The following is a 20,172-nucleotide window of genomic DNA, read 5'->3' as shown; positions in this document are numbered from 1 at the left end:
GTTACTTTTATCGGGCGATGCCGGCCGCCGCCAGCGCTGCCACCACCTGCCCAGCCTGCACCTGCCGCCAGCGGCCCAGCACATGGCCGTCTGGACGCACGAGGTAAAACGTGCCGGGCCGGGCATCAAACAGCGAGAATACCTGCGCCGTGTGGTCCCAGGCGCACCCTTGCGCCCCGCTGCGAGCGATTGCCACGGTACTCAACGGCAAAATGTCGTCCAGCGCCAGCAGTTCCGCGGGCACGGCAGCATCGTCGCTGAAATACAGGCCCGTAAAAGCGCCAGCGGCGCGCTGCACCAGATCGGTAATATACCCCTCTTTTTGCCCGCCGTTGTCCGGCAGCGCCAGCGGACATTCCGGCAAGACCGTGCCCGGCGCCGGGCCGGCTGCAAACGTTTCGCCATCTGCCGCACTCAAGGACGACTGCGCATACGCGATGGCGCTGGTCTGGCGCGGGTTGATCAGCGAGCGCACGTGCGCATGCTTGCCCGCCAGGCCCAGCACGGCCGTGCGCATCAGCTCGAAGGCAAACGTGGGCGGCGCCATGAATTCCGTGCTTTTCGTGCCGTGGCGCAGGTTTTCACGGGCCGCGTACACGCGTTCGTCCGAATAACTGTCCAGCAAGGCCGGTGGCGCCTGGCCCTTGACCACATACGCGAGTTTCCAGGCCAGGTTGTCGGCGTCGTCGATGCCGGAGTTCGCTCCGCGCACGCCGAAAATGGGCACCAGGTGGGCAGCATCGCCCGCGAACAGCACGGGACCGTGCCGGTATTTGTCCAGGGTCAAGGCATTTGCCTTGTAGATAGTGATCCACACGGGATGCCACGGTGCCGTTTCCCCCATCATGGCCAGCAAGCTGTCCACGCGGGGCGCCACGTTTTCCAGCAGCACGGCCGCCTGACCATCCTCGTCGTCACGCAACTGATAGTCGATGCGCCAGATGTCATCGGGCTGTTTGTGCACCAGCACGGTCGAGCCGGGGTTCGACGGCGGGTCGAAATACGCGAGGCGCTCCGTGGGGCGGTCGCTCTTCAGGTGAATGTCGACGATCACATAGCGCCCTTCATAGCTGGTGCCCTGCAATTTGAGGCCAAAGGCCTCGCGCACCACGCTGCGCCCGCCATCGGCCGCCACCAGCCAATCAGTGTCTATTTGATAATTACGCTCCGGTGTCGTCACCGTCACGCTGGCGCCATCGGCGCGCCGCTCCACGCGCGTGACTTTCGTTTGCCAGCGGATATCGATCAGCTCCGGCTGGCGTTCAGCCGCATCGAGCAGGAATTGCTCGATATGGTATTGCGCCAGATTGACCATGGGCGGCAGCTTCTGGTTCGCGTCTTGCGGCATCGTGAAGTGCAGCACTTCCTCGTCGCGGTAAAAGCTGCGTCCGCCCGCCCACGGCAAGCCCTTGGCCAAAAAGCCGTCGAGCGCACCCAGGCGGGCCATGATTTCCAGGCTGCGCCGCGAGATGCAGATGGCGCGGCTGCCCGTGCAGACGCCATCGTCCGCTTCGAGCAGCACCGAGCGCACGCCGTGACGGGCCAGGCCCAGGGCCGTGGCCAGGCCCACGGGACCGCCGCCGACGATCAGCACGGGCACATGCTGCGTGCCGGTGCCAACTGCTTTTCCGGGCGGATACACCTTTGGCACATGGGGATAAGGGTGAAATGTGTCGCTCATGATGCTGTCCTCTTCAAGTATGTGTTTTACCGGCACGCGCGATGGGCAGGGTCAGCACGATGGCCGCGCCCACCACCAGCAGCACGCTGGCGTACAGCAAGCCCGTGGCAAAGCTGTGCGTGAAATCCTTCAGCCAGCCCACGACGACGGGGTTCAGGGCCGAGCCGATATTGCCCGTGGCATTGATGACGGCGATGCCGATGGCGCGCGCGCCCAGGCTCAGGGCCCGGTCCGGCGTGGTCCAGAAGACGGACATGGCGGTATAGGCGCCCGTCGAGGCCAGGCACACGCCCAGCAGCTGCAGCACGGGATTGCCGCAATACGCGGTCAACAGCCAACCAGAGGCCGACAGCAGCATGGGCCAGACGATATGCCAGCGGCGCTCCTGCAAGCGGTCCGAGCGGCGGCCCCACACAATCATGCCGATGACGGTGCATACCTGCGGGATGGCGGCCAGCAAACCGATTTGCGTGTTGCTGGCGCCGCTATTGAAACTTTTCACGATCAACGGGGTCCACACGGCCACCATGGCCAGGGTATTGACCAGGCAAAAATAGGCGATGCCGAATTTCAGCACGGTGGGCGACAGCATTTCCGCCAGCACCGAGGTGTTTTGCTGTGGCGCCACCGGCTTGTGCTCGGCCGCCAGCATGCGCGCCAGCACCTGCTGTTCCAGCTTGCCCAGCCAGCTCGCCTTGCTGGGCGAGTCATCGAGGTAGCCGTACACGGCCAGGCCCAGCAGGACGGAAGGCATGCCTTCCAGCAAGAACAACCATTGCCAGCCTTTCAAGCCCCAGTGGCCGTCCAGGCCCAGGATCAGGCCCGACAGGGCCGAACCGATGGCGGCCGTGACGGGCATGGCGATCATGAACAGGGCATTGGCCCGTGCGCGGTAAGCGCTGGGAAACCAGTACGTCAGGTACAGCAGCATGCCGGGCAGGAAGCCCGCCTCCGTCACGCCCACCAGAAAGCGCAGCGCATACAGGCTGGCCGGGCCGCTGGCGAACAGGGTCGCCGTCGAAGCCAGGCCCCAGGCGATCATCATCGAGCCTATCCAGCGGCGCGCGCCGATACGGGCCAGCACAATGTTGCTGGGAATGCTGCAAGCGATGTAGGCGATGTAGAACAGGGTGGTGGCAAAGCCGAACTGGGTGCCGGACAGGCCCAGGTCTTGCATCATGGTCAGGCCGGCGAAGCCGATATTGATGCGGTCAAGAAAGGAAAACACGAACAGCAGGAACAAAAATCCCAGCAAATGGCGCGATACCTTGCGCATCACCTGCTGTTCCAGCTGATTGGCGGCCGCGTCGAGGACGGGCGCAGTAGTGGCGGAAATGGCGGGGGTAGCCGCTTGGGCGATGGTCATGCATGTCTCCATAAGGTGTCACTCTCCCCTTGTTGATTTTTTTGGGTGAGAGTTGCCGGATGCTCCGGCTTGCAACACAGTATGCAGACGACTACGCCAACGGCTGTCCCCATTTTAGGGACAGCCGTTGGCCAAAAGGACTAGCCAGCGGGCCTAGCCGCGTTTCTTGATGGGCACGTTGTCGATCTTCTGGTTGCCGTAGCTGAAGGAACCGTGGCCATTCCAGTTGTTGTCGGTCACAAAGGTCGCTTCAAACTTGGCCAGGTAGCTGCCGAAGTCCGGTGGCGGCACGGACACCACGTATTCGCCGCTCAGGCTGAAGACGCGCGTGGCATTGCCCAGGCCCAGACCATGCACGGGGCCGCTAACGGGACGGATCACCACGCGGCCATGCGGCGGCGCAATCGACTGCGTGATCAGGGCTTCGCCGCTGACGCTGCCGTCGTCGGGATTGTAAAACAGGGCCAGATTCAGGATGGGCGCGCCCGGCAGGCCGAGATTGCCGGCGATCAGATAGACGTGTTCTACCGCATTTAGTTCAGATGAGGACACAATGGACTCCTTCGGGGAATGGTTCCTGAGCCATGAAAAGGGAGATCGCGCGCGGCGACAGGCACTGGCTATCAGCCTTGCTGATGGCGGTTCAGCGCATCAACACTCTGCCGTCAGCATAGCGCTTATTTTCGTGTCAATATGCTCACATTATTGCCTTGAATTTCAGCATTTTTTGTGCATTGCGCGGTATTCAGGGCGCGCTAGCATTTATGCGGCATGCGGGCTTAGACATAACGCAAATAATTGACGCTGGCTGGAAATACCCAGGCGTTTATAGGCGCGCTTTTGATACGTGATGACACTCGATGGCTGCACGCCCATGGTCTCCGCTATTTCCACGGCCGTGAGTCCTTCGAGCACGCCACGCAGCACGTCGAGTTCGCGCTTGCTCAATTGCGGGCCATGCTGGCGCAGCCGGGCCAGCATCACGGGTGACACGCCTTGCGCGGGCTGGCCGTTCAGGCTGTAGTGGTGTCTGGCCGCATATGCGAACAGCGGCGACAGGGTTTCGATGGCGGCGATTTCGCCGGGCTGGAACTGGCCCTGGCTGCTGTCGCGGTAAAAATTGACGGACAGCCAGATGTCGCTGGCCGGCTGCACCAGCAGGGACAGCCGGTCCGACACATTCGGTCTTTGATAGCAAACGGCGCGGTAGCCGGGGTGGCGGATTTCATCGCTCGCCTGCTGGTGCAGCACGATGGCGGGATCGCCGCGAGGCCGGGCGGCGGGCGCGATGACGCTCTGGTTGCCGTCGAGCGCATAGTAATGGCGCGCGTAGCTGTCGGCGATATCCTGTAAAAAGCGCCCGCCGCGCCGGTCGGCCACGGCCACCGTGCGGGGCCGGTTGCCGAATTCATACGCGAAGATCGTGCACTGGGCGATGGACGCGGCCGCGCCGGCCGTTTTCAGGATGGCGCCCGCCATGGCATTCACGTCCGGGTGGCCGATGGCGGCCACCAGGTCGAGGGCGCGCCCCAGCTCCAGCTGTCCCTCCGCCTGCCGTCGCTCCACCTGCCAATAGCGCATGGCCGTCTCCCGTGACGCTTATTGTTAACGCTGCGGCAAGACCCAGTCCGGCCGGATGTAGTGGCAGGTATAGCCGTGCGGCAAGCGCTGCAGATAATCCTGGTGCTCCGCTTCCGCTTCCCAGAACGGGCCGGCCGGCGCCACTTCCGTCACCACCTTGCCTGGCCACAGGCCGCAGGCATCGACGTCGCGGATGGTGTCTTCGGCCACCAGCCGTTGTTCTTCGCTGGTGTAAAAGATGGCCGAGCGGTAGCTCGTGCCGCGGTCGTTGCCCTGGCGGTCTTCCGTGCTGGGGTCGTGGATCTGGAAGAAGAATTCCAGTATCTTGCGGTAGCTGATGGTGGTCGGGTCGAAGATGATTTCAATCGCTTCCGCATGCGTGCCATGGTTGCGGTAGGTGGCGTTGGCCACGTCGCCGCCACTGTAGCCCACGCGCGTGGCGATCACGCCCGGATAGCGGCGCAGCAAGTCTTGTACGCCCCAGAAGCAGCCGCCGGCCAGGATCGCGGTTTCCTTATCTTGTGTCATGTTGTTCATTCCTTGATCTGAGAACCTTATCTTACCCTGTCGTGGCAATTTCTTCAGCGGGCCAGCAAGCGTTTCAGCTGCGCAGCCTGATAGGCGCCGATAGCGTCGTTGAACAGGCAGCGGATCAAGGGGTCGTCGACGATGTCGGCCTCTTCCAGTGCGGCCCGCGTGGCCGGGTCGAAAGGACCATCGTTGATGCGCATGTACATCGACGTCAGCGATTCACCCAGCGCCAGCGCCGCATGGCATTTCACCAGCGGCACTTCCGTCGTCCAGCCCGGCGCCTCGCCAGTGGCAGGCACCAGGTCGATCAGGTCGCCATGCGTGCGGTAATGCAGGACAGTGGCCGCGCCGTCATGGCCATACAGCGACAATCGCCACAGGCGTGGCGCCTGGAAATAGCTATCCTCGGGCAGCTCCATGTCGCGGTAGCGCTCAAGCAAGCCATGCTGGCAAAAATCGAGCACCTGCGCCGTGTCGGCGGCGCTCAGGGGCGCGAAACGCCGGGCGATGTCCGCCGTGGCGGGCGGCGGCGCGTCGGGGCGGTAGTCGAAATCGACGTCCTGCGGCCCCACGGGTATCACCCAGGGCAGCGGCGCGGCCGGCGTCAGGCCCTGCGCATCGAGCAGCACGGACGTGGACGGGTCGAGGCGGAAGATGTGCGCGTCCGGCAGCGCGGCGCCGATCTCCTGCGCAAACTGGCGGTAGGTAATGGGGAACATCGTATGGTTGTACCAGGACCAGTCTTCCTGCACGAACTGGCAAGAGCTGGGCACGAGGTAACGGGGCGCCAGCGCGCGCAGCTGCGGCACCCAGTCGTCGGGAAGTTCGACCGGGCCGGGCAGCGCTTGCGACGGCGCGATGACGGCGATCTCGCGCATGGTCTGGAACGGCCACAAGACCATGTCCCAGGGCGCAAACGCGGCCAGCTGCGCCAGGGTTTCAGGGCCGATCCAGGAATCGACCACGTTGAGCACATTCAGGCCGGCGGCGCGCACCTGGAACAGCGAGTCGACATCGTCGTCCAGCGCCCGGCGCGGTATCACCTCGATGGCGCCCACCCGCACGGGCACGTCGACGTGCAGCCGCTGCACGTGGGTAAAACCCAGCGCGCGCAGCATCGCGAACAGCTCGTCGAAGACGCAGTACAGGTAGATGGGCGTGGCGCGGTCGAGCACATCGAGGCTGTCGAGCGAGCAGTGGTCGTCGTGGAAGTGCGAGATGAAGACGGCATCCCAGCGCAGCCGGCGCACGGCATCGAGGTCGAAACGCACGGACGGGAACGCGTGGCAATTGCGGCTGAACGGGTTTTCGACGATGGGGTCGAAGGCGATGGCCGTGCCTTCGCATTCGAAGACATAGCCGGCGTGCAGGATGCGGGAGATTTTCAGGGGCATAAACAAGCTACAAATAAAACCCGGTTGGGCAGCGCGCCATGATAGCTGAAAAGGCGGCTGCCCTGCCCCGTGTTTATTTAATACGGATTATTCAGCACATCCATCGCGAAATACGTAAAGATCATGTCCGCGCCCGCGCGCTTGATGGCGCCCAGGGTTTCCTGCACCACGCGGCGCTCGTCGATGGCGCCGGCCTGTGCGGCGAACTTGATCATCGCGTACTCGCCGCTGACCTGGTAGGCGCCAATCGGCAGGCGCGTCACTTCACGCAGGTCGCGGATGATGTCCAGATAGGCACCGGCCGGTTTCACCATCAGCGCGTCCGCGCCTTCGGCTTCGTCGATCAGCGATTCGCGGATGGCTTCGCGGCGGTTCATCGGGTCCATCTGGTAGGTTTTGCGGTCGCCCTTCAGCGTGCTGCCGGCCGCGTCGCGGAACGGGCCATACAGGCCGGAAGCGAACTTGGTGGAATACGCCATCACGGGCGTGTCATGGAAGCCGGCCGCATCTAACGCGCTGCGGATCGCCGCCACCTGGCCATCCATCGCGGCCGATGGCGCGATGATGTCAGCGCCCGCCTGGGCCGCAATAACAGCCTGCTTGCCCAGGTTCAGCACCGTGCTGTCGTTGTCGACCGTGTCGCCATGCAGGATGCCGCAATGGCCATGGTCCGTGTATTCGCAGAAGCAGGTGTCGGACATGACCACCATTTCCGGCACGGCGTCCTTGATGATGCGCGACATGCGCGCCACCAGGCCGTCCGGGTTCAGGGTATCCGTGCCGTGGCTGTCCTTGTGGTGCGAAATGCCAAAGGTCATGACGGAGCGCAAACCGGCGCGCGCGTAGCGTTCGACTTCCTGCGCCAGCTTCGCTTCGGGAATGCGGCGCACGCCGGGCATGGAAGTGATGTCGATGAAATCGCTGGCCCCTTCGTCGACGAAGATCGGCAGGACCAGGTCACGCGGATTGATCTCGGTCTCGCGGAACAGCTCGCGCAGTTGCGGGGTTGCGCGCAGGCGGCGCAGGCGCGAAGTGGGGAATTGTGCTGGCATGGGGTGACTGGCTTCAGGTTGGGAACGCCGGTAAGTATACGCCGATCACGCCGATTGCGCCGGGTCGCCCGGCAAAAAAGCCGCGCAGGTCAAAAAATGCCGCCTGGTGCTTTCATTGCGGCTGCAACAGGGCAGCCACTTGCCAGCGCATGTCCGCCGCCAGTTGCACCAGCATGGCGCCGCGGCGGCGCGTGTCCGCGCGTTTTTTCGACGCCACCAGCTCCAGGTCCGGCATCCGGCAAGGACCGCATGGCAGGCGGTAATTGCCGTCGCTGGTGGGCAGCGCATGCAGTTCCTGCCACGCCAGGTCGTAGTCGCAGGAAATGTGGCGGCGCCGGCGCCAGTTCAGCGCGATGCGGTTGGCGTTGCTGACCAGGTCCAGATGGGCGCAGCCGAAAAAGTCGCCCAGGTCGCGCAAGGCGGCCACCATCAGGTTTTTTGGCCGGCAGCCGTGCAGCGCCCGCGTGGCGTCTTTCACCGCCTGCGCGCCGGCGGTCGAGCGCAAGCCCTGCAAGGCGCCCAGCTGGATGGCGCTGCCGCCTGGCTGCGGCCGGAACAGGAAACTGGCCAGATACAGCGAGACGCCGTCGCGCGTCAGGCGCAGGCACAGGTCCCCCTCGCGGTGGCTGTCGTGGATGGCGGTCAGCTGCAAGCGGTAGGTGGCGCCATCCTTGCCCTCGATGGTGGCCAGCACCAGCGCACGCCGGGCAGCGTATTCCACCAGCGGCCGCGCGCCGGCCTGCCACAGGAAGCGGTAATGCCCACGCAACAGCTCCGCCCGCGCCGCGCAGCCGAAGCCGCGGCTGGCGTAGGGTCGGTAAATTTTGTACAGCAGGCTGGGATGGGCTTGCGCCAGCGCCGCCAGGCCCGGCGTGCCGGCAATGAAAGCTTGCCAGCGCGCGCGCTGCACGGGAAAGACCAGCGCGCCCAGGGCGGCCTTGATGCGGTGGCCATGCTGGCGCAGTGCCGGCTGCTGCGGCGCGACGTTGTCGCCAATGGCGGTAAAAGTATGCATGCGAACGGCTCTACGACGGGTCTGGATGAACGGGACGCGGCGACGGCCGCAAGCAGCCCGGCACAGGCGGCTGCGCACAGGCAGCCGCTCGACGCCGGGTAGAGGGGATGATAGGGGGAGGTGAAAACGAAGAGGGTTACAAGTTGGTAATGTGCCGTTTCGCCACACTAGCGCAGCAGCCGCAGGCACAGGCGCAAGCCCGGCGCCGCATCCTCGATGTCCAGGCTGCCCCCATGCAGGGCCGCGATAGCCGCCACGATGGACAGGCCAAGGCCATTGCCGGGCAGATGGCGGCTCTTGTCGAGCCGGTAGAAGCGCTGCGTCAGCTTCGGCAACTCCTCCCTGGGCACGCCGGGACCGTTGTCGCGCACGGCCAGCCAGCTGCCCTGCGCGTCGCTGCCGGCCGACACTTCCACCGTGGCGCCCGGGCCCGCATACTTGATGGCGTTGTCGACCAGGCTGGCCAGCGCGCTGCCCAGCAGATTGCGGTCGCCCCGCGCCGGCACGCTGTCGCCATACATCTGCACCAGCAGCACGCCCTGTTCGTCGGCCGTGGCCTCATACATTTCCACGATGTCGGCGCCGATCTGATGCAGGTCGATGTCATCGAAATTCTCGGGACGCATGCCCGATTCGGCCGCCGCGATCTGCAGCAGCTTGTCGAACACGCGCGTCAGGTCGTCGATGTCGTCGATGGCCGCCTGCGCCGCGTTCTCAAAGCCCGCCACGCTCTGCTGCTGGCGCAAGGCGCCATCGAGCTTGTTGCGGATGCGCGCCAGCGGCGTGCGCAAGTCGTGCGCAATGGCGTTCGACACGTGGCGCACGCCTTCCATCAGATGTTCGATGCGGTCGAGCATGCGGTTGATGTCGCGGCTCAGCAAGCCGAATTCATCCTCGCTGGCGACAGGAATGCGCCGGCTCAGGTCTCCCGCCTCGATTTCCCCCGCCGTGCGGCGGATTTTTCCGATGCGCGCCTCGAGCTGGCGGCGGAACAGCCAGGCACCCGCCACCACCAGCAAGATGGCCACGCCGCCGCCATAGGCCAGCGAACGCAGCACCAGGGTGCGGATGGACTTACCCTCTTCCATGTCGCGTCCGACGAACAGGCGCGCGCCGTGCGCCAGGTCACGGATCAGCATGCGCGCGGGCACCCTGCGCCCTTCGCGCGTGACGTCGCGGTGCAGCAAACGGCCCACGGGACTGGCCGCGTCGGGCCAGGACGACAGATTACCGGCCACGCGGCGGCCATCGGCGTCCACCAGTAAAAAAATCTCCGTGTCGCTGTCGGTGCGGTCGGTGAGCAGATGGGCGATTTCCCCCGTCGTGCGGCTGCTGCCACCTTGCTCGTACAGCGCGGCAAGGCGCTCCGAAAGCAAGGTCAGCTTGCGGTCCACGCTGCGGTCAAGCACGCCGATGGTGCCGAAATAGAAGACAGCGCACACGATGCTGATCGAGACGACCACCAGCACGCCATAGCCGAGCGCCAGGCGGGCCGCAATGGAACGGTGCCAGTTACGCACCATCGAGCACGCCCAGGGTGTAGCCGACGCCACGCACCGTGTGGATCAGCGGCGGCGAAAATTCCTTGTCCACCTTGGTGCGCAAGCGGCTCACCTGCACGTCGATGACGTTCGTCTGCGGGTCGAAATGATAGTCCCACACGGCTTCGAGCAGCATGGCGCGCGTGACGGACTGGCCCTGGTGGCGCATCAGGTATTCCAGCAGGCGAAATTCGCGCGGCTGCAGGGCGATTTGCCGGTTGGCGCGGGTCACGCGCATGGTGCGCATGTCGAGCACCAGGTCGGCTACCTGCAGCTGCGTCGATTCGGGCACGGGCGCGGCGCGCCGCAGCAGCGCCTCGATGCGCGCCAGCAGTTCGGCGATGGCGAACGGCTTTGACAGGTAATCGTCGCCGCCGCTGCGCAGGCCGCGCACGCGCTCGTCGACGCTGGACAGGGCCGACAGCACCAGTACGGGCGTGTTGCGGCCCATGCCGCGCAGGCGCGCGACGATGGCCAGGCCGTCGATCTCGCCGGGCAGCAGGCGGTCGAGCACCAGCGCATCCCAGTCTTCGCCGCAGGCCAGGCGCATGCCGTCGATGCCATTGTCGCAGGCGGTGACCTCGTGGCCCGCCTCGCGCAGGCCGGCACAGATATAGCGGGAAGTTTCAGCTTCGTCTTCGATGACCAGGCAGCGCACGGGGAATTCCTTGTAAAGATCGGGACAGCAAACATGCGCAGCATACGCCAGGCGCGCGCCACTTGCCAGCCCCGTCGCGTGCCCGTGCCGTCACGGGACATCCCGGCTAGTTACATTTTCCGCGCAGCTTGGCGATCGCCACGAAGGGCAAGGCATACACGCCGACAACGCCAATCGGGCCTATATTCGTCGGCTGGCGCTGCAAGCCATCGGGGTGCAGGCAGTCGGGCACCTTCGCTTCGGCAAAGGCGGCGGCAAACTGCTCGTACTTTCTGTCGGCGCGTATTGTCACCTGCTGCATGGCCGGCTGCGGCAGAGCGTCGCGCACCTGCGCCTCTTCCGCCAGCACGGCGCGCACGGCATCGCGTATCATCGATTGCGTCAGTTGCGGCCCCGGTCCCGGTGCCGGGACCAGGGCGCCGTCAAGCGCTTGCGCGCCGGCTTGCGCCGCGAGGCACAGCCAGGCCACAGTGACAAGCTTGCATATCATTTTCATCGTCATCAGCCCTGCATACCAGGTTTACAATATTTCCCGCAATATAGCAGTATTCGTGCGCGCCGCCGCGTGCGGCGAACGATGGCAGGGTCGGGTACAATACAGCCTCGATAAATGTTTGGCCGCGCCCGCGCGCATATTTCCGGCGCCGCCCCGATTGCCGCGGCCTGCATCGATACCACTGCCACTAACGAACAGCAGGCACGCCCGGCGCGCGCCACAGACAAATATAGCCATGAAATCGACCCACTCTCTCGCACTGGCGCTGGCCATGGCCATCACCTGCGGCAGCGCCGCCGCCGCAGACACCAAACAAACTATGCTGTTCGATGAAATTCCCATCGGCAGCTGGAGCACCTCCGCCGAATTGGGCGCCATCACCACCTCAGGCAACACGGTCGGCACCTCGGTGACGGGCAAGATCGACGCGCGCCAGGAACTCGATGACTGGAGCAACCAGTACATCTTCAGCGGCTACTTCAAGGAAGACGAGATCACCGACGACGACGGACAAAAAGTGCGCGAACGCTCGGCAGAACGCTTTTCTGCTTCCGCCAAGGCCGCCTACAAGCTGATGGCCGACCATGAAAAACTGTTCGTACTGGCTTCGCACGTCAACGACAAGTTCGGCGCCTACACCAAGTATTCGACCCTGGCCGTCGGTCATGGCTCGCGCTGGTATCAGTCGAGCGACAAAAGCGTCGACGTGGAATTCGGTCCTGGCTATTTCAACGGCACCAACGACACGGGCGAATCGGAACACGGCCTGACGGTGCGCGGCGCAGCCGCCATGAAGTGGAAGATCAGCCAGTCGGCGATGTTTTCACAGACGCTCAGCGTCGAACGGGGTACGTCGAACACCCACTCCATCGCCGAAACCTCCCTCAGCACTAAGATCAACGGCACCATGCAGATGAAGGCCGCCTTCAGCGCCCGCAACGACACACGCGTGCCCGACGACAAGAAGAACACAGATACGCAAACCTCGCTGACCCTGGTCTACTCGTTCTGAGATGCCGGCCACGCTGATGCGGCGACTGCGCCTGGGCGCCCTCCTGTGCGCCGCGGCGCTGCTGGGCGGCTGCGCCGCCGTCACCGTCAGCGCGATTTCCCCGGCCGACTACCTGCAGCAGCGGCGCGGCGACATCCTCACCACGGGCAAGCTGAGTGCATCGGCCAGCGAAGTGATGCGCATTATCGGCAGCGACATCGCCGCTTGCGAAGCCAATACGGGCGGCTGCCGCGCCGACCTGGCCCGCTCCGATCTGCTCAGCGACGAGCAGCGCCTGGCCACGCTGTCCGAATTGTGGCTGGAAAGCGCCCTGGCAGAAGAGAAGCAAGGGGGCCATGCCAGCGCCGAATTGCTGGCCGCCTGGCTGGAATCGGCCCGCTACGCCTATGCCTACCTGTTCTACACGACGCGCACGCCGGGCCAGCGCGCCTTCGAGGAACGCCAGACGCAGATCCGCGACTACTATAACTACGCCGTGCAAAAAGCCGTCGGCAACCTGTTCCGCCACCGCGGCGAGTATCGTCCCGACGGCCATGTGATCCGCGTCGCCGGCTGGCAGATCGACAGCGAATTGTCGGCCCTGCGCCTGCCCGAAGACGGCACCCTGCCCGAAGAACTGCTGCCGGCCACCTCGCTGTCGTTTTCCGGCCTGCGCAATGTGTACCGGCGCGACGGCTTCGGCGCAGACCTGGTCGCCGTCATGCCCAAGCCAAGCGCATCGAAAGGCGAGTATGTGCCCTACCAGGAAACCCGCTTCCCCGTCGTCACGGCGCTGATCCGCTTCGACGGCAACAGCCTGCAGGAGGTATTGGCCACGCAGAAGTTGATGGTGATGCTGGTCGATCCGACGCGCAGCGACTCGACGCGCATGGCGGGCCAGGAATTGCCCGTGGCGGCCAACTTCACGGCCGGCTATGGCTTGTGGCTGGCCCGTTCCGGCTTCGGCGTGCAGGCGCTGCGCACCCTGTTCGGCCGCGCCGACGGCATTTCGCGCCCGCAGGTGCACCTGATGCAGCCCTACGACCCGAACAAGCGCACCATCGTCATGCTGCACGGCCTGGCCAGCAGCCCGGAAGCGTGGATCAATGTGGCAAATGAACTGATGGGCGACGAGCAGTTGCGCCGGCGCTATCAGATCTGGCAGGTGTACTACCCCAGCAATGCGCCGCTGGCGGCGAATAACGCAGCCATCCGCCAGGCGCTGACCGCGACGCTGGCGCATTTCGACCCTTCGGCCAAGGCGGACGCCGCGAACGACATGGTCTTGATCGGCCACAGCATGGGCGGCGTGCTGGCGCGCCTGATGGTCTCGGACGCCAGCAACACCCTGCTCGACGCCATCACGGAAGAATACAATTTGAAGGGCAAGAAGGCGGAAAAAGTACGCGCAGGGCTGGCGCCCTACCTCAATTTTACGGCCATGCCGCAGGTAAACCGCGCCATCTTCATCGCCGCGCCGCACCGCGGCACCTCGTTCGCCAACCACAAGGTGGCGCGCTGGATCGCCAACCTGATCACCTTACCCATCAACATGCTCGACCAGTTGTCGGACGCGGCCGGCAGCCTGGCGCAGCTCGACACGGGCAGCAGCGAACCGCTGCGCATCCCCAACAGCATCGATAACCTCAGCGACAAGGACCCGTTCGTGCGCCTGGTGGCGGACCTGCCCATCAGCCCGAAAGTGCGCTACTACTCCATCATGGGCAATGACACGCCGGAGCTGCCCCTGCTTGAATCGAGCGACGGCGTGGTGCCCTACGCCAGCGCCCACCTCGACGGCGCGCTGTCGGAAAAAGTCATCCCCTCGTGGCACAGCGTGCAGGAAAGCCCGCAGGCGATTTTGGAGATACGGCGGATTTTGCGGTTGCCTGACAGCCTGCCTTAGGCACCATCACGCCCGCAAGGCCGCCAACGCGGTGGTGGCCACAGCCAGCGCCGTCTCCGGCGGCGTGCCGTCTTCCAGGTGCCACGCCGCCGACAGGCCTGCCCACGCGGCGATCCACGCCAGCAAGCGCGCGGGATCGAGCCGCGCCTCATGGGCTATCAGCGCCACCTGCCGCTCCAGACGGCCCGGGCAAGTGGCCAGCGCGGCATCCGGGTTGCACAGGATATTGGCGAAATCAAAACCCCGCTCGCCTATATAGCCTTTCGGATCGATGGCCAGCCAGCCGCGCGCGCCGCCATCAAACACGTTCGCATGATGCAGGTCTCCATGCAGCACGACGCTGTCCTGCGGCGCCGCCAGCAAATCCTGCGCCACGGCATGGCATGCGGAAAACACGCCGCCGTGCGCGGCGGCAGCTGCCAGCGCGGCAAAGCAGCCGGACAAGGGAGGCAAAGGCGGCGAGGATGGCCGCGGCGCATGCAGGCGTGCCGCCACGACGCACAGGATGCGGGTGGCCGCCCCGTCGCCCGCCTCCCCCGTGCGCGCCAGCGTGGCCAGCGAACAGGAACCGATCGCCCGTTCGAGCAGCAGGACGTCATCATTCGTGGAGGCGGCCAGCACGCGCACGGCGCCCTCACCATCCCACCAACGCAGCACGGCGCCAGCGCGCCGCTCATCGTCGCCAGTCCACAGCTTCAGCATGGCCGGCTGGCCACCATGCAACACGGGCAACAGGCATGCGGTGTGCGTGTGCAAGGGCGCGCCATCCGCTTGCAATGACCATTGCCCAAGATAATCGGCAAGGCGGTCCTGGTAATCCATGGGCAATCCTGAGATGACAGTCAGGATGCCACTATAAGCGACAGGCCAGCGAGTAGCCAGTTCACACCGGCTCGCGCCACTTGTCCTTGATCTCCAGCATGGCCGGCAAGTGTTCCACGAACAGCGCCAGCAACTGCGGGTCGAAGTGCGTGCCGCTGTCGCGCTGCATGGTGGCGATCGCGTCTGACACCGTCCAGGCGGGCTTGTACGGGCGTTCGCTGGTGAGGGCGTCGAAGACGTCGGCGATGGCGACGATGCGGCCTTCGTGCGGGATTTCCTCGCCTTTCAAGCCTTGCGGATAGCCGCTGCCATCCCATTTCTCGTGGTGCGTCAGGGCGATGGTACGCGCCATTTTCAGCAGGCCGCCCGCGTGCTCGCCGATGATGGCCGCGCCGATTTCCGCGTGGCTGCGCATGACCTTCCATTCTTCCGCATCGAGCTTGCCCGGCTTTTGCAGGATGGCGTCGGGGATGCCGATCTTGCCAACGTCGTGCATGGGCGCCGCGTTGAGCAAGTCTTCCGCATGCGCCGCGCTGTAGCCGGCCGCCAGCGCCAGCTGGCGCGCGTAATAGCTCATGCGGATGACGTGCATGCCCGTCTCGTTATCCTTGTATTCGGCCGCCTGGCCCAGGGTCTGGATCACCTGCAGGCGCGAGCGGCGCAATTCCTCGGCGTCGACCAGCGACAGGTGCGTGCGCACGCGGGCGCGCACGATGGGCGGGCTGACGGGCTTGGTGATGTAGTCGACGGCTCCGGCGTCAAAACCGTCCGCCTCGTCCTTCACGTCGCACAGGGCGGTGACAAAAATGACGGGAATGGATGCAGTGGCCGGCATGGCTTTGAGCTGGCGGCACACCTCGTAACCCGTCATGGCGGGCATCATGATGTCGAGCAGGATCAGTTCGACGGGATTGTTCAGCGCCAGTTCCAGCGCCTTCTCGCCATCCTTTGCGTACAGCAGGCGGTAATCGTCCTGCAATATCTGCCGCAGCACCTGCAGATTCGTCGCTTCGTCGTCCACCAGCAGCAGGATCGGTTTGTCTTCGTGTAAGGTCATCGTTAGCCCAATATCAGGAAAGGTCGGCTGGCACCGGCGCTTCCAGCCACGCCAGCAGCTGGCGCAGCACGCCCGCGGCACGCGCAAATTCAAAGTCGTCGATGGCGCTGGCCAGCGCCTGCAGGCGCTGTTGCTGGCCGTGCGGCGCCAGCATGGCGGCGATCTGCGCCATCAGGGCGTCGTCCAGTTGTCCGCCTTCCAGGCTGGCGATGGCTTGCCGAAGCAAAGCGCCGGCGGCGGACGCATCGAGCGGTGCGGCGGCATCAGGCGTTGCGTTGTCCTGCGTCGCCGGCGCCATGGCGCCCTCCTCCAGCTCGCCGGCCAGCGCCATGAAGGCGGCGGCCAGTTGCACCAGCAATTCGGTCGCCGGCAGCTGGCGCGCAATCGCTTGCTCGATGCGTCCCAGCAGGCTTTCGACCTGCACCAGGCACAGGTTGCCCGCCGCGCCCTTGATACGGTGCAGCAGGTGGCCGGCCACGCTACTGCCGCCACGTTCCAGCTCCGCGGCCAGCATGGCGGCGCAATCGCCATTGGCCTGCACGAAGCGCGCAATGGCCCGCTGCAAGGCCTCGCGGCCGCCCCACAGGGCGATGCCGCGCTGCCAGTCCACCTGGCCGGCGGCCGCACGCGCCGCCGCGCCGGACGCAGGCGGCGGCATGGCCACGGCGATATCGAGCAAGCGGGCGATTTCCGCCGTCAGCTTGTGCATCTCCAGCGGCTTCGAAGCAAAACCGTTCATGCCCGCCGTCTGCGCGGCGCGCCGGTCCTGTTCCAGCACGCTGGCCGTCAGGGCGATGATGGGCGTCGCCTTCAAGCCCTGTTCGCGCTCGTACACACGGATCAGGCGCGTCGCTTCCAAGCCATCCATGCGCGGCATCTGCACGTCCATCAGGACGATATCGAAGCTGCCCTTGCTGAACTCGCGCACGGCGCTCTCGCCATCGCTGGCGGCGATTACCTGGTGGCCGGCCGCGCCCAGGCTGATCAGCAGCAGCTCCACGTTCTGCGGCACGTCGTCGGCCGCCAGGATGCGCAGCGGCGGCAAGGCCACCACGGGCTGCTCGCTGCGGCGCGCCACGGCCTTGCCCGGCGCCAGCGGCAGCAGCACGTGGAACACGCTACCCACGCCCAAGGTGCTTTCCACCGTGATGGTGCCCCCCATCAGTTCGACCAATTGCAGCGAAATCGTCGTACCCAGGCCCGTGCCGCCAAAGCGGCGGCTCATGGAAGAATCGGCTTGCGTAAATGGGGCGAAGATCTTGTCCAGGCGGTCGGCGGGGATGCCGATGCCCGTGTCGTGCACGGCGATATGCACCTGTTCGCCCTGCATGCCGACGGCCACGCGCACATGGCCCACTTCGGTGAACTTGACGGCGTTGCCGATCAGATTCGTCAGCACCTGCTGCACCCGGCGCGCGTCGCCCAGGAAGAACTGGCCCATGCCCGGATCGACATCCACATGCAGCACCAGGTCGCGCGCCTGCGCCGTGATGCGCAGGGAGGCCGCCACATGGTCGACCAGGTCGGGCAGCGAAAAGTCTACCAGTTCCAGCTCGGTGGCGCCTTTTTCCAGCTTGGCCATGTCGAGGATGTCGTTGAGCAGTTCGAGCAGCGAACGCGCCGACTGGCGCACCGTGCCCAGATGGCGGCGCTGCAGGCTGTCCAGGGCTGTCCCCAGCAGCACTTCCGTAAAGCCGATGATGGCGTTCATCGGCGTGCGAATTTCATGGCTCATGTTGGCCAGGAAGCTGGTCTTCGATTCGGCGGCCAGCTCGGCGCGGTCTTTCGCCGCGCGCAGGCTTTCCTGCATGGCGCGCCGTTCGCTGACGTCGGTGGCCAGCTTGACTACCTTGAACGGCTTGCCGTCCGTGTTGAAGATCGGGTTGTACGAGGCCTGTATCCACACTTCCTGACCATGTTTGTCGATGCGCTTGTACTCGCCCGTGTTGAACTGGCCATTCGCCAGCTGCTGCCAGAACGCGATGTAGTCCGGCGAAGTGACATAACCCGGTTCGCAGAAGATGCTGTGGTGCAGGCCCAGCACGTCATCGAGCTGGTAGCCGACCAGGTCGAGGAAGTTCTGGTTCGCCGCCAGGATGCGCCCTTGCAGGTCGAACTCGATGACGGCCGTCGCGCGCGAGATGGCCGTCACCTTGCCTTCGTATTCGGCGTTGCGCAATTCGCTTTCCGTGATGTCGAGGATGACGCCGTCGATCCAGCGCACCACGCCGTCGTTATCGAGCACGGGGCCGCTGCTTTCGCGCACCCAGCGCTCGCGCCCGTCGCGGTGGATCAGGCGGTAGACGTTTTCGAAATCGCGTTTTTCGCCGGCCGCCTGCACGCAGGTCTCGTTGACGCGCTGGCGGTCGTCCAGATGCACGAGGTCGAACAGCCTGACCCTCCCTTCGATGAAGTCCTGCGGCATCCAGCCGGTCAGGTTGAAGACGGCATCGCTGATGAAAATCATCTTCCATTCGGGCGCGAAGCTGCAGTGGAAGGACACGCCGGGAATATTACGGATCAAGGTGCGGTACTGGCGCTCGCTGTCCTTCAGCGCCTGCTCCATGCTGCGCGAGGAACGCATGTCCGTCACGAAGGCCACGAACAGGGGCTGGCCCGGCGTGTCGATCTTGCCGATCGCCACGCGCATGGGCAGCACCGCGCCATCCTTGTGGCGGCCATCGAGTTCGCGTCCGCTGTCGAGGATGCGCGAGGCGCCCGTTTCCAGGTAGTCGCGCAGATAACCCTCGTACTCGGCGGCGTCGGCCGGCTGCAGCAGCACGCTGGCGTCGCGCCCCACGATCTGCGCTTCGCGCCAGCCAAACAGGCTTTCCGCTGCGGGATTGAAGGAGCGCACCTTGCCCTGGCCATCGATGGTGATCAGGCCATCGGCGGCCGTATCGACGATGGCGCGCAGGCGCGATTCGCTGACGCTGGCGTGGCGCAGCAGCTGGCGGTAGCGCAGCAAGCCGTTCGCGGCGGCCACGAAGACGGTCAGGGTGACGGTGATCAGTGCCACGGCCAGGGCTACGAACGAGGCTTGCACGGTAATCGTGTTCTCGCCTGCCGTGGGCGTGCCGGAAAAGCGCGCCGCCAGCATGCCCGTGTAATGCATGCCGGAAATGGCCATGCCCATGACGACACTGCTGACCAGCAGCGCCGCCAGCGGGCTGAGGCGCTGGCGCATGGCGCTCAGGCCAAAGCGTATCCACAGCGCCAGCATGGCCATGGTGACGGCCACCAGCAGCGACAGCGCGAACAGCCACGGCTCATAGTGCAGGGTCAGCGAAGTCTGCATGGCGGCCATGCCGCTGTAATGCATGGAACCGATGCCCACGCCGACGAGCACGCCGCCCACCGCCAGTTGCCGCCAGTTGATGCTCGGACGCGCCAGCAAGTGCAGCGCCACCCACGAGGCGGCCACGCCTGGCAGCATGGACAGCAAGGTCAGGCTGGGCTCGAAGGACACGCGCGTGCAAATGTCGAAGGCCAGCATGCCGATGAAGTGCATCGACCAGATGCCGCCGCCCAATGCGATGGCGCCCGTGATGATGGCTGTCTGGCGCTGGAAGCCGCGCTCGCTGCTGCGCGCCATGCCGGCGATCTGCAGGGCCATGAACGAGGCAAAGATGGCGATGCCGATGGAAAACAGCACCAGCCCGACATTGTGCGTGCCATAAATGTACGGCATGGTATCGGTCGAGACGGCGAAGATGGAACTAAACATACTGTCGTGGCATAAGAGAGTTAAACCTAACGTCGCTAAACATGACTGCGCACCGCGCGCCGGCGCCAGGCTTTTTAGCAAAGCGGCAACACAGCGAAAATGACAACGGTAGCAGTCGACCAGGGCAAGACTCGGTCATCACGCCCACGTCTGCCGCGCGGGGGAAAGGTGCTCGTTCAGAGAGAAGAAGCGGAATACGTACGAACTCTGGCGCGGATAGCTGGCCGCCAGCGTGACGATGATTTTTTTAAAGAGCCATGAGTATAGTTGCTTTGAAAAAATATTCATAGGACTTCAGCAATACAGTTATCAAAAATAATAGTTATTGCGGCGGCGATGCGACAATCGCCCGCC

Annotated in this window: 16 protein-coding genes; 2 read left to right on the top strand and 14 right to left on the bottom strand. The window is 64.9% G+C overall.

Features of this window, described 5'->3' with window-relative positions:
* Positions 1-7 precede the first annotated feature (7 nt).
* The 11 genes from ACQ4W0_RS19445 to ACQ4W0_RS19395 form a co-directional block, all read right to left on the bottom strand.
* Entirely contained in the window at positions 8-1,681 is a 1,674-nt protein-coding gene (locus ACQ4W0_RS19445) for an FAD-dependent oxidoreductase (RefSeq protein WP_436578241.1), read from the bottom strand.
* A 13-nt stretch (positions 1,682-1,694) separates the two neighbouring features.
* The gene (locus ACQ4W0_RS19440; RefSeq protein ID WP_436578240.1) at positions 1,695-3,047 is read right to left on the bottom strand and encodes an MFS transporter; all 1,353 of its coding nucleotides are present in this window, start codon (positions 3,045-3,047) and stop codon (positions 1,695-1,697) included.
* Between the two features lie 153 nt (positions 3,048-3,200).
* Positions 3,201-3,599 (bottom strand): DUF1842 domain-containing protein, encoded by a 399-nt coding sequence (locus ACQ4W0_RS19435; RefSeq protein ID WP_436578239.1) that lies wholly within the window; start codon positions 3,597-3,599, stop codon positions 3,201-3,203.
* A 210-nt stretch (positions 3,600-3,809) separates the two neighbouring features.
* Positions 3,810-4,628: a helix-turn-helix domain-containing protein gene (locus ACQ4W0_RS19430; protein WP_436578238.1), complete on the bottom strand. Its 819-nt coding sequence runs from the start codon at positions 4,626-4,628 to the stop codon at positions 3,810-3,812.
* Positions 4,629-4,652: 24 nt separating this feature from the next.
* The gene (gene msrA / locus ACQ4W0_RS19425; protein WP_436578237.1) at positions 4,653-5,156 is read right to left on the bottom strand and encodes a peptide-methionine (S)-S-oxide reductase MsrA; all 504 of its coding nucleotides are present in this window, start codon (positions 5,154-5,156) and stop codon (positions 4,653-4,655) included.
* Positions 5,157-5,209: 53 nt separating this feature from the next.
* Positions 5,210-6,553, bottom strand: a complete 1,344-nt coding sequence (locus ACQ4W0_RS19420) for an MBL fold metallo-hydrolase (protein WP_436578236.1) — start codon at positions 6,551-6,553, stop codon at positions 5,210-5,212.
* Positions 6,554-6,630: 77 nt separating this feature from the next.
* Positions 6,631-7,605 carry a porphobilinogen synthase gene (hemB, locus tag ACQ4W0_RS19415; protein ID WP_436578235.1) on the bottom strand — a complete coding sequence of 325 codons (975 nt, stop codon included), beginning with the start codon at positions 7,603-7,605 and terminating at the stop codon, positions 6,631-6,633.
* Between the two features lie 112 nt (positions 7,606-7,717).
* Entirely contained in the window at positions 7,718-8,620 is a 903-nt protein-coding gene (locus ACQ4W0_RS19410; RefSeq protein WP_436578234.1) for a VirK/YbjX family protein, read from the bottom strand.
* Positions 8,621-8,787: 167 nt separating this feature from the next.
* Positions 8,788-10,143 carry a sensor histidine kinase gene (locus ACQ4W0_RS19405; RefSeq protein ID WP_436578233.1) on the bottom strand — a complete coding sequence of 452 codons (1,356 nt, stop codon included), beginning with the start codon at positions 10,141-10,143 and terminating at the stop codon, positions 8,788-8,790.
* Entirely contained in the window at positions 10,133-10,819 is a 687-nt protein-coding gene (locus ACQ4W0_RS19400) for a winged helix-turn-helix domain-containing protein (RefSeq protein WP_436578232.1), read from the bottom strand. Before ACQ4W0_RS19400 ends, ACQ4W0_RS19405 begins: the two co-directional genes overlap by 11 nt.
* A 106-nt stretch (positions 10,820-10,925) precedes the next feature.
* Positions 10,926-11,309 carry a hypothetical protein gene (locus tag ACQ4W0_RS19395; protein WP_436578231.1) on the bottom strand — a complete coding sequence of 128 codons (384 nt, stop codon included), beginning with the start codon at positions 11,307-11,309 and terminating at the stop codon, positions 10,926-10,928.
* A 241-nt stretch (positions 11,310-11,550) separates the two neighbouring features.
* Between ACQ4W0_RS19395 and ACQ4W0_RS19390 the strand changes: the two genes are divergently transcribed.
* Both ACQ4W0_RS19390 and ACQ4W0_RS19385 read left to right on the top strand, forming a co-directional pair.
* Positions 11,551-12,327: a DUF481 domain-containing protein gene (locus ACQ4W0_RS19390; protein WP_436578230.1), complete on the top strand. Its 777-nt coding sequence runs from the start codon at positions 11,551-11,553 to the stop codon at positions 12,325-12,327.
* Between the two features lie 16 nt (positions 12,328-12,343).
* Complete coding sequence (locus ACQ4W0_RS19385; protein WP_436578229.1) at positions 12,344-14,212, top strand: esterase/lipase family protein; 1,869 nt, start codon at positions 12,344-12,346, stop codon at positions 14,210-14,212.
* A 6-nt stretch (positions 14,213-14,218) separates the two neighbouring features.
* Here ACQ4W0_RS19385 and ACQ4W0_RS19380 read toward each other — a convergent pair whose 3' ends face one another.
* From ACQ4W0_RS19380 to ACQ4W0_RS19370, 3 genes are all read right to left on the bottom strand, one after another.
* On the bottom strand, positions 14,219-15,034 hold the full coding sequence (locus ACQ4W0_RS19380; RefSeq protein WP_436578228.1) for an aminoglycoside phosphotransferase family protein: 816 nt from the start codon (positions 15,032-15,034) through the stop codon (positions 14,219-14,221).
* Between the two features lie 61 nt (positions 15,035-15,095).
* The gene (locus tag ACQ4W0_RS19375) at positions 15,096-16,091 is read right to left on the bottom strand and encodes a response regulator (protein WP_436578227.1); all 996 of its coding nucleotides are present in this window, start codon (positions 16,089-16,091) and stop codon (positions 15,096-15,098) included.
* 13 nt (positions 16,092-16,104) lie between these two features.
* The gene (locus ACQ4W0_RS19370) at positions 16,105-19,818 is read right to left on the bottom strand and encodes a PAS domain S-box protein (RefSeq protein WP_436578226.1); all 3,714 of its coding nucleotides are present in this window, start codon (positions 19,816-19,818) and stop codon (positions 16,105-16,107) included.
* Positions 19,819-20,172 lie beyond the last annotated feature (354 nt).

The sequence above is a fragment of the Janthinobacterium breve genome (assembly GCF_051380895.1).
Taxonomy (GTDB): domain Bacteria; phylum Pseudomonadota; class Gammaproteobacteria; order Burkholderiales; family Burkholderiaceae_D; genus Janthinobacterium.
This window is presented reverse-complemented; position numbering and strand designations above follow the sequence as displayed.